Raw genomic sequence first — 22,555 nt, forward strand, 5'->3', positions numbered from 1 at the left:
TACCTTCTTCACTACCCTGGAGAATGAGCCCGGCGGTGCTCCCAAGAAGGAGGAGTTTAATGTGGGTAAGAACCTGAAGGCTCTCCACATCCGATTCATGCCTGAGCAGGAGCAGGAGATGAACATCTCAAGTCGTGAGTTCCTGAAGAAGGCCGAGTTTGTGAATGCCGAGAGTCTGCTGAGCGGCGATGGTGAGAAGACCACCAACGGCGGTGGTAGAAGCCAGGGCGGCAATACCGGTGGAAACACCGGAGGCGGCGGAAATAGCGGCGGTGGCAATAGCGGTGGTGGAAGCCACGAGCCTATCGGAGACTAAGGGCTGGGGCTTAGGCCCCACCCTATTCCATTGACCATTAACCATTGACCATTGAGTAATAACCTTTTAAAGATTAACCATTATGACAAAGAAAGAGACATTAAAGTTTATCGTACAGATGATTGCCAGTATCGCAACTGCGATTGTAACTGCCCTTGGCGCCACGAGTTGCATGGGCCTATAATAGAATCAGGGAGTGTTTATGTACTCCCTGATTTGTTTTCATAAGCTCTATACGCTTTTTTTAAATCATCCACCTCACATTCCGTTTCTGAAATTAGTAATACCAATTTGCTAGCGTCAGCAAAATGGTCCTCAGAATACCATGAGCTATCCCATAGCATCTAGGCATTGGTATCGTTTTCCTGACGTCAGGAAAATGGTCTAAAACACTATAGACGACTTTTCCATCTCATATTTCGGGACTGTGAAGCCCTGCGAACAGCCAAGGACCTGCACTTGCGCGGCCCGCCACGCATACTGCAGCAGGCATAATCACCCCCAGGTTTCCAACACGAAGCCTGAGGGTATTTATTATAAAGCCAGGCAGATCATTCATCAAACTTTATCTCCTTAATTACCTCCATATGGTTAAATAGATGTTTCTTACCATTCACCCCCACTGTATCTTTATGCTTTTTACTGACGCCATAGATGGTACGTCCATCCCACTTTAGTTCTCCTTCTGGATAAGGGCATGATATCGTTTTCTTCTTAAAATCAAACTCAGGGTAGTCGGTCATACCAAATCCCCAGCCATCCTTATTATCATTATATGGAGGATAGTCTATGAGCACAGGACGTCCTTCTACAATACGATACACATCGTAACCATCGTGATATCTAACAGCCATAGACTTGTGCACTATAACCAATTCCTCTTTTCCGTCGAAATCCAAGTCCATAAAGAAGAAAGGTGCATACATCGGCATCAAGCGATCTTCATCCTTATACATATGATAATCAGCCTCTATCGTCTTGTTTCTATACTTTCTGAATAATTTAGGATTTTCATCCTTAAAATCCATTCTTCCTTTACAGAACATAGTATCTCCAAAACAACTTGTATGCAGTTCAAATGAATGTCCGTCTTTCGCAAAGGTTAAATCGGCAGAGATTACATCAAAATCAGACACCAAAAACTTAGCCACAGCCTTAACCATGTATCCATTTACAGGTTGCTTATAGACAACATTAAAACTATCATTCCAAAGCGAATCAAGATCATGTTCCTCATCTATCGAGACATTCTCATCTGCTACAACTTCTTGTTCAGTAGTATCTTGTACTTCAGACATAGGCCTCTGACTAGCGTAAAATGTCATCACTATAATTAAAATGATAAAAATCGGTATAATTTTCTTCATATTTTTGGTATTAATCTTTATCTAACCTCACATTTCGTCTTTTATAGAGCTTACTACTTTTGACCATTCTAAAAGCAACTGTGAGGCAGCAGCCTCCATGTGCAGTTTCTTATTAGAATCAAATGAATTCTCTAACATTCTCCATTGTGAAGTCCAATTCTCAACCAATGGTTTAAACCTATACTGATATTCTTTGGTTTCTTTTATCGTTGTCTTATAATGCAAGAAAGATTCTTTGTCTATCTTCTTCAATTCCTTTTGCCAATCCCCTGATTCTTTTAGAAGATCGAGTATTGAATTATGTAATTGTTTTAATAATACGTATTCTGCATTGTTCAGGCTTTCATTACTACTGTTGCTATATTCACGTTTAGCCATCTGTATCATAGTCTTATACATAGCAATACGAGCACCAGACAACTCTCTATGATGATAAGTACAGAGAGGTCCAACGATGCTGCCACCCCAATAGTTTAAAAATGTGATTTCTGTTATCAGAGCTTCCATAACAATATACATTTTTACGTACTGTTCACATTCGTGATAAACAAGTTTCTTTTGTATATCATTAGCACAGCAATTAAGTAGTTCGGATAACAGTCTGTATTCTCTACAAACATTAATAGCAGAGCAGGATATGTTGTTGTTTATCATCCCTACAGTTGTCTGGTCGCTACTATTATCACAGCACATTTCTGCTATGTTTAAAACAGTATCTACTTTTGCATAGTCAGAAAGGTTCTCATCCAACCCGAGACAATCGTAATAAGCACATAACTTTTTACGAAAATTCATCATCCATTTTTCCTCCTTTACGATGTTTACAGATCTCTTATTCCCGTTATTATCAACATGACGAACAAGTGTATTAACAAGCGATATTAGCCCAGCACTATCAGTCAATTCAAAGCTTTTAGCATTGTTGGTAAAATTGACAGAATCGTTGCTACAATCAATTGATACCACTCTGTTTTCTGTATATGATACAGGCTCTTTATATGTAAACAAATCCAAGAACATCTTCACTCTTGCGAAGTATTCACGAATACTGGTAATAAAAGCTCGCCGTGCTTTTGGCATTTCTGCATTATATGCCTGAATGTTCTCCACATCCAGCCCAAGATGCTCTGCCTGGTAAATGGCTCGCTCATTATGGAACTCCTGAGATATTATCGTAAAACTCTTCAAACCAAACACCTTGTTGGCATTAATGATAGAGTTTATCGTTCTATATCCCTTTCCATCCAAGATGATAGCACTTGCTGGCACACCTCGAGCCACCAACGAATCCCTCATACATTCAGGCTCATTGACACCATCAAGACTATTCTCATCGCCACTAATTAGAATCTTTTCAATCTTTCCTGACTTATACAGCTGCTCAGCTGCATCAATACGATAGGTAAAGAACTGGTTTGAAATTCTTGTTATGCGAGCCTGCGGAGTGGTACCCAACAATAGTCCCACCTTATTATACTTGATGCTATCGATGTTAGAGAACACCTTACCCTCTGCATTGTTCACAACGATCTGATTGCATATCAGCATTAATGCCAGGCTAGTTATCATTATAGCTACAACGGCAACTATGATAAACTTTATCTCCCTCTTCCCCATAATTAAATCTAATTGAACGCCCTTATAATTAACATATTAAAGACCTCTCTTGCCCTTAGGATGCTTTATTATCCCCAGAAGGTTTCTTGACATATCTAAAGAATAGGCATTTTTACTTAACCAACTAGCAGCCTCTTCAAAATCTGTTATAGATTCCAAAAACACCTTCAAATCATAATTCTGATCAGTACCATCAATAACTTCTAGCGTCAAGCATTTTAGTTGTTCAACTGTAATTGATGAACTATCTTTTATACCAAGTATGTATTTAATCAAGGTACTTTTTGTAGCAGCTTCGTTTTTGTTCAATATAAGTTTTGACCAATAAAATTTTTCCATCTTTTCTTGTCTATTATATTATTATCAGTTTCTTCTTTTTTTCACTAACCTACTACCACGAACCTGATATGTCACACGTCGTTCGCTATCAGTTTTCGTGTATTCCTTGATAGAATCTAAAACGAAAGGTAAGCCAAGCTCCTTGTTATATTTGTCAAAATCAAAATAACTCGCACTGGCTGAATAGAATTTTGGAATATCTTTAATTGCAACTCGCCGCTTCTTAAATGAGAAAAAGAATTCAGCTTCATCATAGGCTCCATCATTCTGATAAATCGTTATGGTCTTATTCTTAAGATCAATCTTGTCCATATTCGTCAATCCGTCTAAAGGCATATAGGTCACTTTCTGCAAGCCATCCTTAGAAAGTTTATACACCACATAGTTGTTGCCAGCCCGTCCTTTGCACATATCAGATATGAGAAGTTCATCATTCCCATCAAAATCTACATCTAAGAACTGAAATGACGAGTAATAGCCAATAGGCGAGTTATCATTATACTCCTTGTATATATCAATCGTATCAGGGGAAGTATAGTTGAAATAGTGTATATCTCCATTTTTATGCCCTTTGAAATCCTTGGCAAAAGAAATATCATCAGTATCAAACGAATGGTATTTTTCGCCAAAGTACTGAAATTCAGTTCCTTTTTTCTTATGATGGAAATTTATAACCACATTTCCAGTTTCTGCTAACTTATCGTATGGCATCCATCTGCCTGTCACCTCATATCCCTTGACTGCCTGGGTATATTTGAAGTATACATTAAGCAGCGTATCGCCGTACTTATAATCCGGGAGTGCGATTTCATTCAGTCTCTCTACCCATTGAGGTGTAGGATCAGACACATATTCCTTCTTAGACGAACAACCTCCAATAGGGGTAGTCTCTTTCAGGCTATCTCGCGGTTGTTTGTTATTACCACACCCAAGGAGAAGCAGGGAAATACAATATATCTTTATCTTTTTCATCTTATGCTTAGCTCCTTTGTTGTTTCATTTGTTCTACATACTTCAACTCGCCTTCTGCAAATTCCTTACTCATTGGATTGTTCAACATCTCCTTAAGTAGGGTCTCCGCTTCGTCATACTTCTCCAGATCAATAAGCACATAAGCTTCTCTCCTGTTCAGGAATGCGTTACGTGTTTGAAATGCTTCAGAGTTTAGGTCTACATTGTATTTCTTTTTCTTCGCATCTTTGATAACACTCAATGCCCTTGGATCCCTACTATTCACTAAAGCATTAATAAACTCTTGTTCGTAAGTGTCTAAACCTGCATTATTTGCCATATCCAAATAGAACAAAGCTTTTTCATGATTCTGAAGTTCTTCATAGCAGAATCCAACACAATATGCTGATCTGTAGAATAGTTGTTTCTCTTCATCCGTCAACGTCAATCGCTTAACAGATAGTTTTTTATAAATAAAGAGGTATGCCATATGTGCCTCATAGAATCTATTCTGTCTCACACAATTATTGGCATAGTCATATATAGTATCTAAATTATCCTCACCAACAAGTTTTGGGTCATCAACTGATGACATAATGAAAGATATACTAATTGGATCGTTTGTCTTTGACATATCATGTTTATCATCATCATTGGTGAAGTTTGGAATCATAATGTTTACTCGTACCAGCTTCTCTGCTTCGTTTGCGAAGTCCACATATATTATGATAGACGAGGCATGGCACAATATAGACTGATCATCTTTATCCCCAGTAGCATAGTAGGCTCTTGAATATGAGAGTACTATGGTTGTTCCTGGAATGAGATATTTATATAACCTCTCGTTCCTAATTTGTTCTTTATCCACAATGGAAGAAACTATACCATCAGGTGTAATTACATTCATTCCACCAATTTTACTTTCTTCAATATTGAGTAATCTCATCAAAACAAACCCAAGTCCCAAATCAGAATAGAAAGCGACTTTATCAGAACGTTCCTTGTCTTCATCGCAATTATTCTTATAAAGATTGTATACTTTATTATACCTTTCTTTGGATTCTTGGGGCCATTTGTCAAAATCTTCGCCATGTTTCTTCACCAGATTTGCACATAACAAATCTATTGATCTACTATCAGCTATTGCAACCCAGAAATTCTCATATTCATCGTCACTGACTACACCTCCGCTATATGCCAATGAATAAAAATAACCCGCCGATTCATAATGATTGTGATGCATCAGGCATCTTGCAAGAATCCTACATGCCTCATAGAAATCGTTATTGATATCATCTTGTTGAGATATCATCGCATTTATGCCCCTCATCAATATTGCGCTGGCGTCATCGTATCTTTTGTTCTTATACAGATATTTACCATAGCCATAGAAGTGAGAAAATGGCTGGAACTCTCCTAATCCAAAATACAATTCTGCATCAATGTCATCTCTTAGGCGAACGCCATTCTTAATGCAGCTCATAACTCTTTCTTCAGCTTCTTCATATTCCTCAAACTGCTTAGGATTATCTTTTTTGTCACAAGCTATCAAGAAACTCGTCATTGTAGGTACGCTATTCGATTTGGAAGTTCTCAAATCATCTTTTCCTACTTTAGCAGGAATCATTAATGTAATGCGAATGTAGACTTCCTCAAAGCCAATAGCCATACCTCTGGCAAATAGCACAATATATGGCGGAACATTCTCCCCTTTTGTTCTAATTATGAAGGTGATATTGGAACCTGTTACTGGATAAATGTTACCATCTTCTTCATTCTTAAATGAGATATTCCAGAAAATATCATATGCAAGAGCACTTTCAGCATTCGTGATATGTAGATGTTTAGTCTCAACCTCATTTACCTGAACAGTATGAAGAACAGTTACGCTGTCTATCTTCGATACGACTTCTGGGAATAACTTTGTCAGAATATCGCCTAAAGGTACACCCGTTTCTGACTTATAGCGTGGAAGGACAATCTGCTGGTGACGGTATGCTGCCTCGTTGCGATAAAATGTTTTCCTCGACATATCATCAAATATGTCTGGCTTCGAATCGTCTTCATTAATCCTATCCTGATTAACTCCACTTTCTACATTGCCACTATTTACATTTGGCTCTGCCTTATCTTTTTTCTTTTTAAGAAAATCAAATATGCCCATATTTTTTTACGTTTTTTAGTTTTTACACCCTTCCATACACAATTTCACCAATAGAAGAATCTTTCTGCAATGTTATTCTCCAAAACAAATCGTTGTTTGGCTTCGACGCCAAATTAGGCTCTGCCAGTATACATTCATACACATCGTTACCTTTCATTCTCCATTTAGGTTCTATTTGCTTCATGGCATTTTCAATCTGCATAATCACAGACTCACCTATTGGCTCATTGAATTCTACGATAACCTCACCACAGTAGTCACCTGTAAAATCCTCCAAAGTTTCCTTACATTCCTTAATGGTGAATTCTGGAAGTTGGATTTTTGCAATCTCTTCTATTCCTTTCTTTGAAGTGTGGTATGAGTCTGGTGTACACGGATAAGGAGTGCGGAGTCCCAATTTTCCCTTGGAAATAGCATCTTTATAATCCCTGCCGAATTTTTCTATCATCCGTTCTTCTTCTCTTTTGTCACTTCCTCTAATCAGCCACACAAAGAGTAAGACTATCAGCAACACTGTTATGCCAATAATCCACCATACTATTGGAAAATACATCCCCAATATAATGATGCCAATAATTATTATCCAAAAGACCAATTTCTTCATCTTCTAAATGGATTATTATTTATCACTACAATTGGATTATTCCTATTCAGCCCTTAAATTACATCATCACGCCTCTGTCTAAAATCCCTTTTCATTATGTTTTTTCTCTTCACTTCTTATAAAAGCATAAAAGAGAATACCTAATGGAACAAAAATGACAGAAGCTAAAGGTAGAAAATCCCCATGCTTCATAGAAGAACAAACTGGCAATACCACTATTACGAGGATGAATAGTAACATTACAGCCAATCCACAAAATATCTTTATATACTTCATACACCTAATCTTTTACGTACAACTGTTCATTAATGCAAACACAGCAGCTAATAGTATAAAGAAAACTACAACCGCAAGTACAGATATACCTCCAGAACTCTTTGCATTAGCAATTGATCCATAGATAAGGACTCCAAATAAAAACAGCATATATAACACCGCTCCTATAAAACCTACAATAGCAATTGTCCCAAATATTGATGAATTGAAAACATAATCGCCTATCACAATATACAATCTTATGAATATATATATCAACACAACGAACCCAGCAGCACCTACGACAAGTAATATACAACTTTTACGTTCATTCCCTTGTCTTTTCTTCTGCCTTTCTGCATACGATATTTGTGGTTCTGATTTTTCAATTTTTTCGGATGTGGGCGCAGACTTACTAACAGATGAATGTTTTTCATCCATCATTCTCATCTTTTCTTGCAATTCAAAGAAAATGTTCATAGGCAATATAAGCTATTCGTCATGTCAGAACTGACCCTTGGCATAATGTGAATCATATTTTAAAAGTGTCATACACTCTTTAATCTCAATTAAACCATTTCTCATCTATCTTTTCTAATGACAGGAATCTTTTTCCATCCATTTTACATACAAATGACATGCACCCAGAATAGAACCCTTGTCCTCCCCGATTTTCATAGAACTCGACTTTTAGTTTTTTAGAGGAATAAATGACAAATGCTCCTAACGTTGTATCATAAATACATTTTTCATTTCTTTCCTCTGTTTTTGGCGAAGAGACAACAGACACAAGTCTTTTTCTATCATCTTTTCTCTTATCGTAGTTGTCCCAATGTTTCATTTCTATTGCCATCAAATTATGTTCAGCATTCCTTTTGTGAACAATTAGATCTGCCACCATTGGAAGAGGCACTTTTTGACAGCTCTCCCAATTCTTACTTGTCCCATCGTTTTTTCTGTTATACTCAACATCTGTATAATATTCATTGTAATCAATCATTCCATGCATGGTATTCTCCATGTGATGTGCTAGTCTAGCACAAATATTACGTTCTGACACACCATTCTTTATATTGAAATAATCAACTTCGTACAAATGATGCAAAGATGACACCAAAATATCATATATTATAATAGACCTCTTGTTTGTTTTCATCATCATTTTACTTCTCGTTCTTATTTATTCTAACTCCAATATATCCAGCCAGGGCGGCCACTGGCACGCCAAACGCTGGAATTACATAGATTAAAATGAGTATACCCCATATAACGGATCCCCATATAAGTACCTTTAGAGCTTTCCATATCCAGTGATCTTTCTTCTTTGTCGATGCGTCAGTAGATAGTATTTCTGTTCCAGCCTTAAACTCATGCTGTTTACCCAGCTCTTTGATACTCCTATAGACATAATCAATTGCACCATCTACCCACTGTACGATTTTCCACTTCCCAATAACCTTCAATAAAAATGGTAATAATAGGTACACAATCAAAGGGATGGCAATATACTGGAATACAACATTCTTTGTGTCATCATTAAAGTACCCTCCTTCTCCTATGAAGAAAAAGAACAGGCAATAGATAACATATATCGCCAAGCACTTTACGTTATACGAGGATAGCTTCATAACTCTATGAATTTTATACTTATATGTAAATTAACCAAATAAGTTCTTAAAGAAATGTCTAATACCTTTGTCTTTCTTTGCAACTTCTTGACGTTTCCTTTTATATTCTACCAAACAGTCATTACAAATATAATTACGTTCAGCAATATATGTTATGGACGTTTTTCTGCGAAATATTGTACCACCAACCATACTCCTTGAAACCACATCTGAATGGCTTTCTGTTTTATATTTATTGAAGGCATTTGCTTCTCTAAATGGTATTGTTTTGTTGCACATCGCACAAGAGACAGGGATTGCATCCAAAGCCTTAGAACACTCTTGAACTGTCAGAAAACCGGCATCTGGTTTGTTAATTTGATACTCCAGTTCATCAATAATCTCATATTTTGATAAACCACTATCATTCATTAGCCAATTGACAAAAGCTTCTGCTTCGTAATCGCCTAATAAAGTCCAGTGCCCAAAGGTATCTCTTGCTGAATCTTTAGTAAAATATTCATTTACTGTTTGCATATTGTGAAAATAATTTTTCGAATTATATTATCATCTTCGTCTTATTCTGTGTTCTCTATGTTTATCTTAATAGAAAAGAATGATGTCATCAATTGGCTATTCCTTCTCGTATTCCCACTTTACATTATCATACAAATATGTTCATACTTACTTCGAAGACACCAACAAATACTCACATCCACATCGAGATGACGCGTCATCTCATAACGTTTAAGCATCTTTTTCAATTAAGAATTTCATTCTATCTCTTTTTTCTTTTATTTAATTCTTTCAATTCTGCTAATGCTTGATTGGCTTGATAATAACCGTGTTTTTTTGCTTTTTTGAATTCTTTCTTTGCATTTTTATAATCTCCTAATTCTTTAAACACTACCCCACGATCATAATACATTTGGGCATTATAAAAATCTGTAGATAGAGCATAATTTGTATAGGTGATAAATCCATACTTATCCCCATTATTCAAAGCTGCATAAGCTTTACTACTATACTCTTTAAAACTCATAGCCCTTGATCTGGCTGCTGCCATCATTAAATCTGTAGAAAAATCGTTTTGGGCGCCCTGAGATCCAGAATAAGAATTAATCACATAGTTCGGAGTATTCTTTTCTCTCACCCTTACATCCACATAGTGTGTATTTTGAGCATGTAACTCAACAATAATTGTACAAACAATCAAAAATAAGAAAATTCTTTTCATAATCAACATGTTTTAAAATTTACTCAGAATGTACATAATCCATATTAGCAATGACATATTATGCCATAATTTTGTAATTTAATGAAACTAACAATTCTCTCACATCCACGTGGAGGTGGCGTGCAATCTCATAGAGTACTTGTTCAAACAGGCATTGTTTTTCCATATCCATTCGTTTTAGCTATTGGCGCCATTCATTAGACGTATCGTGTACAAATATACGAAGAAATATTAAATGAAATGTGTTTTTGAACAGAAAAATATATATAATTGCACAAAACTGGCTAATTGTGAAGTAATTATGCTTAATCTGACTCTATCAACAATGGTACATTGGTACATTAGTACATTTACGAAACAAGAGTTTATGCAAGGTTTAAAAAGTAGTAAAAACTTTGGTATTACAAAATATTGTTTTATCTTTGCGCCATAAAACAAAGCGCAATGAAAGAAAAAAGATATCCACAAATCGAAGAGGAAAGCAATACCAACATGGCATGCGAACCTACAGCTGCAGCAGCAAGCGTTGCTTCGAACTCGGTAGATGGCATTACTGCCGTCCACGACTGGATTGACGATCTGAACTGGAAAAAGTATCCCATCATTGGCCCTTCATCAGAAAAAGAGGCTATTGAAAGTATAGATAAGTTTGAAGAGAATTTAAGAAACGGACAGGTACATTGGACTTCTTCCGAGGAGTTTGATAGACAGCTTTTTGAGGAATTTCCATGGTTAAGATAGAATGGAGTGACGAGGCAAAACAGGCCTTCAGAACACACTTAAGAAACGCAAAGTTAGAAGTAACTTTGCCAGCGATTTTTCGGTAAAGACAAATAACAGACTATTTATGAAACGAAACACGATTCTTGCCGTCGTTGCCGGCATTATGTTAGCCATTGGCTTTGGACCGTACTTACTGTTGCTGCTGGTTATCGCCCCCTTCGCTTACTTCATCATCAAGCGCAAGGAGCGGACGGCTGTTCCAAGGGTGACCTACGCCACGGTAGAAGAGGCAAAACAGAGATACGGAGAACCCGACGGCGTGGTGGTGCTGGATGCCTCGCGAGCCAACGAGCTCCCTGCCCTTATCCTATTCTATCCCAACCATGACATTGCGATTATCGCCGGCGAAGAGCTGAAACTCAGCAGTCTGGAGTGCGTGATGTCAAAGAACATGGCCACGCCCTACACCATAGACGAGTATGCTGTGATCATCGGTACCAACGACCCGCTTCGTCCCACTATCGAGCTCCGTGTGGGCTACGGTGCCGTACTGGCTGGCGACATTGCCGCACAGATAGACGCTTACATACAATAAAGGGAGTACATAACTGCACTCCCTGACTTGTAGTTGTATATAGGATTAAGTTTAATCCTGGAAATAAACGCGTTTTACACGGTTGCTGATGCCGGTGAGGACCTCGTAGGGGATGGTTTCGAGCACATCGCTGAGCACGGTAACGGGCAGGTGCTCGCCGAAGATCTCTACCTGGTCGCCCTCCTGACAGGGGATGTCGGTGACATCAATCAGGGCCACATCCATACAGATATTACCTACGTACTCGGCCTTCTGACCGTTTACCAGACAGTAGCAGTGGCGATTGCCCAAACGACGGTTCAAGCCATCGGCATAGCCAATAGGTATGGCAGCGATGACAGAATCGCGAGTCAGCTTGCCCTTGCGACTGTAGCCCACGGTTTCGCTCTTGGGCACTTGGTGCATCTGCAGAATGGTGGTCTTGAGGGTGCTGACGGTATGGAGGATGCGGTTGTCGCGCGAGTCGATACCATACAGGCCGAGACCCAAACGACACATATCCAACTGGCGATCGGGGAAGTGCTCGATGCCGGCAGAGTTGTCGATATGGCGCAGAATCTTGTGCGAGAAGGCGGCCTGAAGTTTCTGACTGCCCATCTCGAAACGCTTGAACTGCAAGGTTGAGAAATTATCGAAATCGTCGCTGTCGGAACCAACGAAATGACTGAACACCGAACGGGGGATAACAGCCTGCTGATGGGTGAGGCGATCGATAAGCTCATCCATATCCTGCTCGGGATCAAAGCCCAAGCGGTGCATACCTGTATCGAGCTTGATATGTACTGGCCAGCCGGTGATACCCTCCTTGCGGGCTGCCTTGATGAGGGCATCGAGCAAACGGAAGCTATATACCTCGGGCTCCAGGTCGTAATCGAACATGGTCTTGAAGGCGGTCATCTCGGGGTTCATAATCATGATATTGGCGGTGATGCCAGCCTTACGGAGGGTAACACCCTCGTCGGCCACTGCCACTGCGAGGTAGTCAACACGGTGATCCTGCAGGGTTTTGGCTATCTCGACAGCGCCTGCTCCATAGGCATCGGCCTTGATCATGCACACCATCTTGGTTTCGGGCTTCATGAACGAGCGATAGAAGTTGAGATTCTCGACCACGGCATTGAGGTTGACCTCGAGGATGGTTTCGTGAACCTTCTGCTCGAGCTGCTCGGTAATCTGATCGAAACCGAACTGTCGGGCACCTTTCAGCAGTATCATCTCGTTGCGCAAACCGGTAAAGGCATCGCTACCCAGGAAGTGGTTTACATCGGCAAAGAACTGCTTGTCGGCAATCTGGATTTTATCGGCCTGGGCAGTGAGCTGGGCGCCGATACCAATAAACTTGGTGATGCCACGCTTAACAGCCAACTCGGATACCTGGGCGTAGAGTTTCTCGGGCGAAAGACCCGACTGGAACATATCGCTGAGGATAAGGGTACGCTTCTTCAACTCCTCGCGGCGATTCATGAAATCGAGGGCGATATCGAGTGAGTTGATATCGGAGTTGTACGAGTCGTTGATGAGGATGCAACCACGCTGGCCTTCTTTAACCTCGAGGCGCATGGCCACAGGTTCGAGCTTAGGCATGCGGTCGGCCAGATCGCCAGGGGTAAGACCCAAGCGCAGGGCAACGGCTGCACAGGTGATACAATCCTCGATTGAGGCCTCGTCGATAAATGGGATATCGAAGCAGTTCTCCTCTTCCTTCCAAATATAGGTAATGTGCGAGTTCTCGACACTCTTAACATAGAAGGCGGCCTGCTGATCGCAGGTGCTCCACGAGATTTTCTCGCCTTTATAGTTCATACGACGGATGCAACGGCTCACGATATCGTTATCAGAGCAATATACCATGGCCTCGGTATCGTGCATCAGTTCGAGTTTCTCCATGCACTTCTCTTCCATCGAACGGAAGTTTTCCTGATGGGCGGCACCTAACGAGGTGAGCACGCCGATGGTGGGCTGGATGATATCGCGCAGGGCCATCATCTCGCCTGGCTGCGAGATACCTGCCTCGAAGATACCAACCTCGGTCTGCTCGTTGAGCAACCATACCGAGAGGGGCACACCTATCTGTGAGTTGTAGCTGCGAGGCGAACGTACAATACGCTGCGAGGGCAACAGCAACTGATAAAGCCACTCCTTAACCATGGTTTTACCGTTAGAGCCGGTGATACCTACGATGGGCAGCGAGAACTCGTCGCGATGGCGCTCGGCCAAACGCTGCAGGGCTGCCAATGTGTGAGGCACTCGCAAAAAGTTGGCTTGCGGATAAAGGGTTTCGTAAGCCTCGGGCACCTGTTCGACTACAAACTGGCGCACACCACGGTTATACAAGTCCTGAATGTAACGATGACCATCGTTACGCTGTGTTTTCAGGGCGAAAAACAATGTTTCTTCGGGGAAACAAAGACTACGACTATCGGTGAGCAACCAGCTTACCTGAGCCTCAGTGTTTCCATATCGTCGCGCTCCTATGAGCGTGGTAACCTTTTCTATACTGTATTTCATACTGCAAAGTTAGGGTATTTTTTTTGCAACTCGGAAATTTTTAACATAGTTTTATCCATAAATATGCGATATTCATCCGAATCGGGATTGAACGGCTTGTGATTAAGCGCGGCCTTGAGGGGTTGCCACTCCTTGAGGAATGCCTTGGCCTCGGGGCTGAGATACACCTCGGAGAATCGCTGCCAGATATACTCTACGGCCTGCGATGAGGGGTGCAGCATATCATCGGCATAAAAGCGGTAATCGCGCAACTCGTCGTTGATGATTTCGTAGGCGGGAAAGTAGGTGGCGGGCGCCACCTTATCAACGGCTAGGAGAAGCGTAGCTTTAGATAACTGGGAGCCGTGGTAGCCGTATTTGCGATAGCGGATGGGACTAACGGTGAGCACGATGCGCATATCGGGATTGGCCGCATGCAGGATATCGATGGCCTGTTGCAGGTAATCGGCACACTCATCTACCGTGAGTTCCTTCTCGGTAAAGAGCGACTGGGGGCGCTTTTGGCAGTTATCTACTATCTCGCCTGTTTCATTGAGAATGTAAACGTGATTGGTGCCGAGGGTCAAGAATGCAGTCTTGACGGATTTCAAATCGGGCTGAGCGGAGAGGCGCTGGATGGTATGGAGGATGGAGGCGGGATTATACATCACGCCAAAGGGATTAACGATGGTGCGGAACTTCTCATCAGTAAAGCGTGCGCCTATCTTATCGGCAAAGCACGACCCTACGAAGAGCATCTCCTCGCAAGCCCCTATCCTAAACCCAGGGTCCTCAATATCAACAATCGTTCTAAACTCCATAATTTTTATTTTGCAACGGACAACAGGACTAACAAGATGATTATCGCGGGTAAAAATCCTAAAGTCCTGTAGTCCGTTGCTAAATATCAACTTCTACTTATTTGCAAGCCTGTGGTAGAAAGACTCATATCCACAAAGCGAGCATTTTTACGGATGCTGTTTTCGGTGAGTATCTGCTTGATACGTGCGGCGGCCTCGGGATCCTTAGCTATCATATACAGATAGCCGCCACCACCTGCACCAGGCAGTTTGTAACCTAAGCAGAGGTCATCGATCAAGCTGGTGAGCTTAGCCACATCGGCTGGGTTGGTACCTGCATCGAGGGCCTGATTCTGTGCCCACGTTTTACGTACCAACAAGCCCATTCGCTCGAAGTCGTTCTGCTGGATAGCCTCGTACATGTCGAGGGTATGCTGTTTCATCTGTCGCAACAGGCGCAGCTCGCCACCGTGATTCAAGAACATGCGGCGCACAATCTCGGCCAGGATGCTCTTAGCCGTACGCGTGATGCCTGTATAATATAATAGGTGACAAGGGCGATATTCGGGTTGCGTCCACAGATCGGTGGGCAACCAGCGCACCTGTGGGTTCTGGGCAAAGCCCCTACCCGTTTGCAGCAGTTTTACGCCACCCAGCACGCCACCGAACTGATCCTGCCAACCACCACCTGTGGTAAGCATCTGTTCGAGCATCAGGGTGCGATGACCAATCTCGTTCTTATCCCAACCCAAGCCGCAGAAATCGTTGAGCGCACCCAGCACGGTAGCAGCCAGGATGCTGCTGGTGCCTAAGCCACTGCCTGCGGGGATGGCACTGAGCAGGGTGAGCTCGATACCTGCGCCAAAGGCAGCTAACTCATCCTTGAGCGAACGCTGACCGAAGCCAGCCAATACCAAGGCGGCCTTGGGAATTGAGAAGGGCGAGCCTACGTGCATAAAATCACGCAACTGCTCGCTGGTCTCTACTACCTCCATGGCACCCAGGTCGATGCTACGCAGCACGATACGGGGCTCCTGGCAGGGGCGCACATAGGTTTGCAACGGGGGCTGACCATTGAGCTCGATGGCCAGGTTGATGACATTGCCACCCTCCATCAGACAGTAAGGAGGGGTATCGGTCCAACCACCTGCGATATCGATACGCACGGGTGAACGACCCCAGACAATCTGGTCGTCGGCCACACTGAGCTGGGGTATCTGCTGATAATCGTTGGTATCGAGTAAGCCCTCACGTAAAAGCGCAAAGGCCTTTTCGCTTTCGCCACGGAACATGGCATCGTGGATGCGCGTCATCAGGGGGGCATCGGCATCGAGTGCAGGGGGCATCTCAATGTGCTGTTCGTCGAACTCGCGCTTGGCATCGGCCAGGTCGAGCTGGTAGAACACACTGTGGTTCCAGTTCTTGGCCAGCGCACTCCAGTTGAGTTTGCGGAAAGCCTTACGCTGATCGAACAAGCGATGCAGATTGGCCTCGGTACTAATCTCCTCGGCCGAAATCATACGACTGGTAACGAGTGCCAGGCCATCCAGTGTTTGCAGCATGCTCAGGGCCTCAAGGTCGGCCACTACAGGGAACTGCTGTTTCTGCTGTTCGGCACCAGCAAACTTATCGTCGATATGGTACAGGCGCACAGCATATTCGGTATCGCCAATGGGCACTACATCGATACACTCGCCTGGGGCTAGGTTTACCTTCCAGTGGTTCTGGGGCACACCTGTTATAATATTGTCGTGACTCAGGGTCCAGCCCTCGCTCACGTCGCTGTTTTCAATCCAGATATTGGTATTGTCCTCGGTAAACTTGTACTTGCAAACGGCATTCTGCACAAACAAGCTGGGGTGCGGTTTGCGATCGTGGTGCATAATCTCTCGCTGATCGTTTACCAGATTCTGAATGCGGAGGGTAGATGAGATCATCTCGCGCGAAGTACCGAAGTGGTAGAACTCGCCACCCTGCAGGGGTACGATGGCCACCTTGAGGTCAAGCAAATCCTCATCTGGCTTAGATGGGTTAGTGCCAAGGGCGCAGCCAAACTCGGAATACATATCATACTCCTTTAATTGACCATTCTTGCCTTGCAAGCCAGCAGAGCTGGAGCGGACCATTGACAATGGACCATTTGGATCTGCCATTGATTTTTTAGCCAATAGTTCAACGGCCTTGTCGCTCAGCATCCAGATGCCGATATCGGTGAGGTAATAATGATCTTTCTGAAGCTCGTTCAGGGTCTCGATGCTGGGTTTCTGCAGCATATGCTTAAGCACCTGGGGCGATTTGCGCGAGCTGACGAACACACCGTGGTTCTTGGCCACTGAGGCATCGAGCCACAAGCCATAGCACACCACATCGGCATCGGGGATGGGCTGCAGGGGCTGTGAGGTGCGCACCAGCACATCGCCACTTACCACCATGGTGTGGATGCCCTCGGGAGCCATATCCATCATCTGCTCGTAAAGGGGCAGCTGCAGACTGAGCAAATCCTGTGAGAGGCGCTGTCCACGCTCCCAACGGAACACCGGTACGGGGGTAAGGATCTTACCTGATGGGGCATACGAGGGCAAGCGACGACTCTGTCCGCCGGCATGCAGCAAGATACGCTTTTCGCGGGGCAGCCACTCGGCAAGCGAGGTGCCATCCTCGGTAGTCATACAGGCCTGTAACAGCCAGGTGGTTCCGCCACCACTACCCAACTTATGACCAACTGGATCGTTGGTACAGAAATACTCCTCACGACTCAATCCGGTTACATCGTGGAAACTGTCCACCAAGTTTGGTGGCAATGAGAGCAACTTTTTCATTGAACATTGAACATTGAACATTGAACATTCAGCTCGCCAAGAGCCTTAACCATTCTTTTTGCGGCGGTAGGCCATGAAGGCGGCTCCTGCCAGCACCAGTATCAGTATAGCATACGCTGTATAGGCAATCGTCTCGGTAGTATCAACCGACTTGGGGAAGAAACTGAGCACTACCTCGTGTTTACCTGGTTTTACATTGAGGGCACGCAGGATGTAGTTTACCCTACCCAACTCGGCAGGCTCGCCATCGATGGTAGCAGTCCAGCCTGGATAGTAAACCTCGGAGAATACCACTACACCACCCTTACCCGAGTTAACATCGTAGGTAAGCTGGTTAGGCTCGTAGCTCTTGATATCCACGGTGCTGGTGGTATCCTGTGCAACAGCATCACCCAGCTGTGCCTGGAACTTCTCGTCGGCCACAGCCTCGTGACGCAGGTCGATCTGACCCACCTTCAAAATCTCCTCGTTGGCATTCTTGGCATAGCTAATCTTATCAACAAACCACGCATTACCCAAAGCATAGGGGTTCTGGATGGGCACTGTCTGGCCACCCTGCAGTGGGAACACAAAGTAGCGGGTGTTGAGCATATTGATAACAGGACAGATGCTGTCGCCCTTAACCTGAGTCATATCGCCACCAGCCTCGGCCACAGCATTCATCAGGCGCTGCATCTCGGGTGAGATATACTGCTCTATCATCTCCTGATAACGGCGCAGCTTGGCGGCATGGTAACCACCAATGCTCTTATGGTAGTAAGATGTCTCGTTCTCGTTGAAGGTATTTGATGCCAGGTTGAGCACACGGTAATCCAGGGCCTTGTCGCGCAGGATGAGCTCATCGGTCTGCGACATCTGCTGGGGTGCCTCGCGCTCGCTCTGGGGCACAAACATCTCATCGTTCAGGTAACGCTTGTTTACCTGCCAAAGGTCGATGAGGCAGAGCACCAGGATAGCACCGATGGTATATTCGGCCTTGAGTTTGCGATATTTGTAAGCCATAAGCAATACCATGCCCACCACGATAATCCAGAACGAACGCCAACAATCGGCTGTAAACACGGCTGTACGCATATCAACCAGATTACTGATAAGTGGTTGGATGTGCTCCTGTGGCAAGGTGCTGAGAGCACGCATCTCGCTGGATGAAACAAAACCATCGAAGAAGGTGGTTGGCATCAGGGCAAACAACAGGCAGAAGCCGGCGGTAACACCAAAGCTGATGTAGATAGGCTTGCTGTACTTGCTAAAGCCCTCGGGCTCGTCGAACAGTTTTTTCAATGCCATCATGGCCAGCAAGGGGATGGTAAACTCGGCAATCACCAATATCGAGGCCACGGTACGGAACTTGGCGTACATGGGCACATAATCGAGGAAGAAATCGGTAAAGCCCATGAAGTTACGACCCCACGACAGGAGTATCGACAGGATGGTAACAGCGAGCAAAGCCCACTTCATAGGACCTTTGACAATCAGCAGTCCCAGCACAAACAGGAACATCACAAAGGCACCTACATACACAGGACCGCTGGTACCAGGCTGTTCGCCCCAGTACTGACCAATCTGCTGGTAGATGCTCTCGTAGGTAGGATCGGCTTTCTCCATGGCAATCTTACTCTCGCTCATGGGCACCGAAGCACCACCCTTGGTGTTAGGAATGAGCAGGGTCCAGGTCTCGTCGATACCATAACTCCACTGTGTGATATAATCGCGCTCCAAACCACTACTGGTCTGGTTGGCCGAATTCTTCTTTACCAGTTCGCTCTTACCGCGCATCGACTCCTGACCGTACTGCCAGGTGTGGTAGAGGTTTGAGAGGTTGATGCACACGCCAATGGCGGCACCTGCGATGCACACGGCAGTGGCCTTACCGAAGGCAGCCAACTGATGCTTGCGGATGGCATCTACCAACCAGGCAATCACCATGGCCAGGATGATAAACAGATAGTAATACGTCATCTGCACGTGGTTGGCATTGATCTCGAAAGCAGTGAAAATGGCTGTGAGCACAAAGCCCCACAGATATTTGCCCCTATAGGCCAGCACAAGTCCTGCAATCAATGGTGGCAGATAGGCCAGAGCCCACACCTTCCAGATGTGACCTGCAGCAATGATGATGAGGAAATAGGTGCTGAAGGCCCACACGATAGAGCCTAAGGCTGCCAGATGCTGACGGAAATCGAAAGCACGCAGCAAAATATAGAATCCTAACAGATAAGCAAACACATACCACACATTCTCGGGTAAGAACAGATGGTAGATCTTGGTCATTGTACTGAGTTTATCGGTAGAATGATACGAGGGAGCCATCTGGTAGGTAGGCATACCACCAAACAGGGCGTTGGTCCAACGACTACGCTCGCCTGTTTTCTGCATATATTCGATACCCTCCTGACCTGCTCCACGACCAGCTGAGGCATCGTGACGGTACAGGATACGTCCCTCGATATCGGCAGGGAAGAAATACGCAAAGGCCAGAACGGCGAATAACAACACTGCCAACATATCGGGCAGCCATTTTTTCAATAATGTCATAACTTGCAAATTATTTAATTTGCCTGCAAAGGTATTAAATTTTTGGCACGGATTACACGGATTTCACGGATTTTTTATAATTTTGCAGCAAAATATGGAAGAAACAATCATTACAAGCGTACAAAACGCCAAGATTAAGCACGTAGTAGCCCTGCAGCAGAAGTCGTCGCTCCGTCGTGAGGAGGGACTTTTTGTGGTTGAAGGCCAGCGCGAGATAGAGCACTGTAAAGCCTGCGGCTACGAGGTGGTGGAGGAGTACATCCGCGACAAGAACGTTTCGCCGCAGGTATATGAAAAGATGGCCTATCGCGGCAGTACCGAGGGCCACATTGCCGTGGTGAGATGCAAGGAGCACACACTGGAAAAGTTGCAGTTGAAGGAGAGCCCTTTGATTGTGGTGCTGGAGAGTGTGGAGAAGCCTGGCAACCTAGGGGCTATATTGCGTAGTGCCGAGGCGGCTGGTATTGATGCCCTCATCGTGTGCGACCCACTGACGGATATGTACAATCCCAACGTGATTCGTGCTAGTATCGGTGGTGTGTTCTGCGTGCCCACAGCCGTTTGTTCGTCGCAGGAGTGCATCGCCTTCCTCAAGGAGCACGGCATCAAGATTCTTACCGCCCAGTTGCAGGATTCGTACGAGTATTACGATTACGACATGACGCAGGGCACCGCCATTGTGATGGGCACCGAGAGCACGGGCCTTACCAACCAGTGGCGCGAGGCCGCCGATGCCCATATCCGCATACCCATGCTGGGCCGCCTCGATTCGCTGAACGTCAGCGTATCAGCCGCTATCCTGATGTACGAAGCAGTGCGCCAGCGCAATTGCAAATGAGAATTTAGCAACGGACAACAGGACTAACAAGACTGATTATCACAGGTAAAAAAATCCTAAAGTCCTGTAGTCCGTTGCAAAAAATAAATGTTTAATGTTTAATCTTTAATGTTTAATGTTTAACGTATGAAAGTTGGAATGATAGTAGCGATGGACAAGGAACTGAAGCAGCTCCGTCCATTATTCCCCGAAGATAAAGTGATTCTGCAGAAGAGTGGTATTGCCACTGTAAATGCCGCTATCCAGGCAGTAGAGATGATTCGCCAGTATAAGCCCGACGTGATTATCTCGAGTGGTTGCGCTGGTGGTAATGGCGATGATATCAACCTGCAGGATGTAGTAGTTAGTTCGGAGCTGACCTACCACGATGTGTATTGTGGTTACGCTATCGACGAAAGCACGGTATTTGGTCAGGTGCAGGGCTTGCCAGCCCGTTATCAGGCCGACCCTTACCTGCTTGAGAAAGCCCAGTTGGCAGGTGCCAAGCCCGGACTGATTGTTACAGGCGACTGGTTTGTGGATTCTAAGGAAAAGATGCGCGAGATAGTAAGTCACTTCCCCGAGGCCAAAGCCGTAGATATGGAGAGCTGTGCCATCGCGCAGGTATGCCACATCTATAAGGTGCCCTTTATCTCGTTCCGCGTCATCAGCGATATCCCCCTGCGCGACACCGATGCCTCGCAATACCACAACTTCTGGGATACCGTGGCCGAGAAGTCATTCCAAACCACCAAGACTTTTATCGAAAGCCTGTAGAAGAATGTAAAAATTGAAAAATGTAAAAATTAAAAAAATAAAAATGGAGGTCATACAGAGTTTTACGATTGACCACACGCACCTGAAGCCAGGTATTTACGTATCGCGTGTGGATAAAGGTTTTACCACTTTTGATTTACGCATTACCGAACCCAATAAGGAACCTGCTGTTGCCCCTGCTGCTATCCACAGTATCGAGCACCTGATGGCCACGTGGTTCCGCAACTCGCGCGCCAAAGAGGATGTGGTATATGTGGGTCCGATGGGCTGCCTCACAGGTATGTACATCATTATGACGGGTGAATACACCGTTGAGGACATGCGCCAGTTGACGATGGAGTGCCTGGAGTGGATACTGACACAGGACGAGGTGCCTGCAACACGTCCCGAGGCTTGTGGCAACTATCTGCTGCACGATCTGCCCATGTGCAAATGGGAGTGCGCCCGCTATCTTGACCGTCTGAAGAACGATTTCCACTGCGAGTACACCAAACTGCAGATTACACTCGAAGACGGTAAGGTGTTTGCCGATGCCTAATCCTTCA

22 protein-coding genes and 1 pseudogene are annotated in these 22,555 nt (G+C 44.3%); 7 read left to right on the forward strand and 16 right to left on the reverse strand.

Annotation, left to right across the window (positions count from 1 at the left end; translation table 11 throughout):
- Nucleotides 1-316, forward strand: a pseudogene (locus T499_RS14875) (hypothetical protein); the annotation flags it as partial.
- An 82-nt stretch (nucleotides 317-398) separates the two neighbouring features.
- Nucleotides 399-500, forward strand: a complete 102-nt coding sequence (locus tag T499_RS14705; protein WP_013063239.1) for a smalltalk protein — start codon at nucleotides 399-401, stop codon at nucleotides 498-500.
- A 367-nt stretch (nucleotides 501-867) separates the two neighbouring features.
- On the opposite strand, the gene T499_RS14270 is transcribed toward T499_RS14705, so the two are convergent.
- From T499_RS14270 to T499_RS14285, 12 genes are all read right to left on the reverse strand, one after another.
- Nucleotides 868-1,683 (reverse strand): hypothetical protein, encoded by an 816-nt coding sequence (locus T499_RS14270; protein WP_052173649.1) that lies wholly within the window; start codon nucleotides 1,681-1,683, stop codon nucleotides 868-870.
- Nucleotides 1,684-1,710: 27 nt separating this feature from the next.
- Complete coding sequence (locus T499_RS14275; protein ID WP_052173651.1) at nucleotides 1,711-3,300, reverse strand: SanA/YdcF family protein; 1,590 nt, start codon at nucleotides 3,298-3,300, stop codon at nucleotides 1,711-1,713.
- A gap of 36 nt (nucleotides 3,301-3,336) precedes the next feature.
- Entirely contained in the window at nucleotides 3,337-3,639 is a 303-nt protein-coding gene (locus T499_RS0110580; RefSeq protein WP_033150955.1) for a hypothetical protein, read from the reverse strand.
- A 24-nt stretch (nucleotides 3,640-3,663) separates the two neighbouring features.
- Entirely contained in the window at nucleotides 3,664-4,611 is a 948-nt protein-coding gene (locus tag T499_RS0110585; protein ID WP_033150956.1) for a hypothetical protein, read from the reverse strand.
- Nucleotides 4,612-4,618: 7 nt separating this feature from the next.
- Entirely contained in the window at nucleotides 4,619-6,754 is a 2,136-nt protein-coding gene (locus T499_RS0110590) for a hypothetical protein (protein WP_033150957.1), read from the reverse strand.
- Nucleotides 6,755-6,776: 22 nt separating this feature from the next.
- The gene (locus tag T499_RS0110595) at nucleotides 6,777-7,358 is read right to left on the reverse strand and encodes a hypothetical protein (protein WP_033150958.1); all 582 of its coding nucleotides are present in this window, start codon (nucleotides 7,356-7,358) and stop codon (nucleotides 6,777-6,779) included.
- A gap of 78 nt (nucleotides 7,359-7,436) precedes the next feature.
- Nucleotides 7,437-7,634, reverse strand: a complete 198-nt coding sequence (locus T499_RS0110600; protein WP_033150959.1) for a hypothetical protein — start codon at nucleotides 7,632-7,634, stop codon at nucleotides 7,437-7,439.
- 12 nt (nucleotides 7,635-7,646) lie between these two features.
- Nucleotides 7,647-8,063 (reverse strand): hypothetical protein, encoded by a 417-nt coding sequence (locus T499_RS0110605; RefSeq protein ID WP_198021292.1) that lies wholly within the window; start codon nucleotides 8,061-8,063, stop codon nucleotides 7,647-7,649.
- Nucleotides 8,064-8,178: 115 nt separating this feature from the next.
- Entirely contained in the window at nucleotides 8,179-8,775 is a 597-nt protein-coding gene (locus tag T499_RS14280; protein WP_052173652.1) for a hypothetical protein, read from the reverse strand.
- 1 nt (nucleotide 8,776) lies between these two features.
- Entirely contained in the window at nucleotides 8,777-9,241 is a 465-nt protein-coding gene (locus T499_RS0110615) for a hypothetical protein (RefSeq protein WP_033150961.1), read from the reverse strand.
- Nucleotides 9,242-9,271: 30 nt separating this feature from the next.
- Nucleotides 9,272-9,757 carry a hypothetical protein gene (locus tag T499_RS0110620; RefSeq protein ID WP_033150962.1) on the reverse strand — a complete coding sequence of 162 codons (486 nt, stop codon included), beginning with the start codon at nucleotides 9,755-9,757 and terminating at the stop codon, nucleotides 9,272-9,274.
- Between the two features lie 241 nt (nucleotides 9,758-9,998).
- A complete protein-coding gene (locus T499_RS14285; RefSeq protein ID WP_157054596.1) occupies nucleotides 9,999-10,457 on the reverse strand; it encodes a hypothetical protein in 459 nt (152 codons plus the stop codon).
- 444 nt (nucleotides 10,458-10,901) lie between these two features.
- On the opposite strand from T499_RS14285, the gene T499_RS0110630 reads away from it, so the two are divergent.
- A complete protein-coding gene (locus T499_RS0110630) occupies nucleotides 10,902-11,198 on the forward strand; it encodes a hypothetical protein (RefSeq protein WP_033150963.1) in 297 nt (98 codons plus the stop codon).
- A gap of 106 nt (nucleotides 11,199-11,304) precedes the next feature.
- Entirely contained in the window at nucleotides 11,305-11,775 is a 471-nt protein-coding gene (locus T499_RS0110635; protein ID WP_139209046.1) for a hypothetical protein, read from the forward strand.
- A gap of 51 nt (nucleotides 11,776-11,826) precedes the next feature.
- Here T499_RS0110635 and T499_RS0110640 read toward each other — a convergent pair whose 3' ends face one another.
- From T499_RS0110640 to T499_RS0110655, 4 genes are all read right to left on the reverse strand, one after another.
- Nucleotides 11,827-14,283, reverse strand: coding sequence for a bifunctional UDP-N-acetylmuramoyl-tripeptide:D-alanyl-D-alanine ligase/alanine racemase (locus tag T499_RS0110640; RefSeq protein WP_033150964.1), 2,457 nt, complete (start codon nucleotides 14,281-14,283; stop codon nucleotides 11,827-11,829).
- Nucleotides 14,280-15,083 (reverse strand): GSCFA domain-containing protein, encoded by an 804-nt coding sequence (locus T499_RS0110645; protein ID WP_033150965.1) that lies wholly within the window; start codon nucleotides 15,081-15,083, stop codon nucleotides 14,280-14,282. Before T499_RS0110645 ends, T499_RS0110640 begins: the two co-directional genes overlap by 4 nt.
- An 86-nt stretch (nucleotides 15,084-15,169) precedes the next feature.
- Entirely contained in the window at nucleotides 15,170-17,881 is a 2,712-nt protein-coding gene (locus T499_RS0110650) for a bifunctional fucokinase/fucose-1-phosphate guanylyltransferase (protein ID WP_033150966.1), read from the reverse strand.
- A gap of 45 nt (nucleotides 17,882-17,926) precedes the next feature.
- Nucleotides 17,927-20,416 (reverse strand): YfhO family protein, encoded by a 2,490-nt coding sequence (locus T499_RS0110655; RefSeq protein ID WP_033150967.1) that lies wholly within the window; start codon nucleotides 20,414-20,416, stop codon nucleotides 17,927-17,929.
- A 94-nt stretch (nucleotides 20,417-20,510) separates the two neighbouring features.
- Here T499_RS0110655 and T499_RS0110660 point away from each other — a divergent pair, with 94 nt between their 5' ends.
- From T499_RS0110660 to T499_RS0110670, 3 genes are all read left to right on the forward strand, one after another.
- Nucleotides 20,511-21,254: a TrmH family RNA methyltransferase gene (locus T499_RS0110660; protein ID WP_033150968.1), complete on the forward strand. Its 744-nt coding sequence runs from the start codon at nucleotides 20,511-20,513 to the stop codon at nucleotides 21,252-21,254.
- A gap of 126 nt (nucleotides 21,255-21,380) precedes the next feature.
- Nucleotides 21,381-22,010, forward strand: a complete 630-nt coding sequence (gene mtnN / locus T499_RS0110665) for a 5'-methylthioadenosine/S-adenosylhomocysteine nucleosidase (protein ID WP_033150969.1) — start codon at nucleotides 21,381-21,383, stop codon at nucleotides 22,008-22,010.
- 43 nt (nucleotides 22,011-22,053) lie between these two features.
- Nucleotides 22,054-22,548, forward strand: coding sequence for an S-ribosylhomocysteine lyase (locus tag T499_RS0110670; protein ID WP_013065540.1), 495 nt, complete (start codon nucleotides 22,054-22,056; stop codon nucleotides 22,546-22,548).
- Nucleotides 22,549-22,555: the final 7 nt, after the last annotated feature.

Origin of the sequence: Prevotella sp. RM4 (assembly GCF_000701965.1) — a bacterium.
Classification (GTDB): Bacteria; Bacteroidota; Bacteroidia; order Bacteroidales; family Bacteroidaceae; genus Prevotella; species Prevotella ruminicola.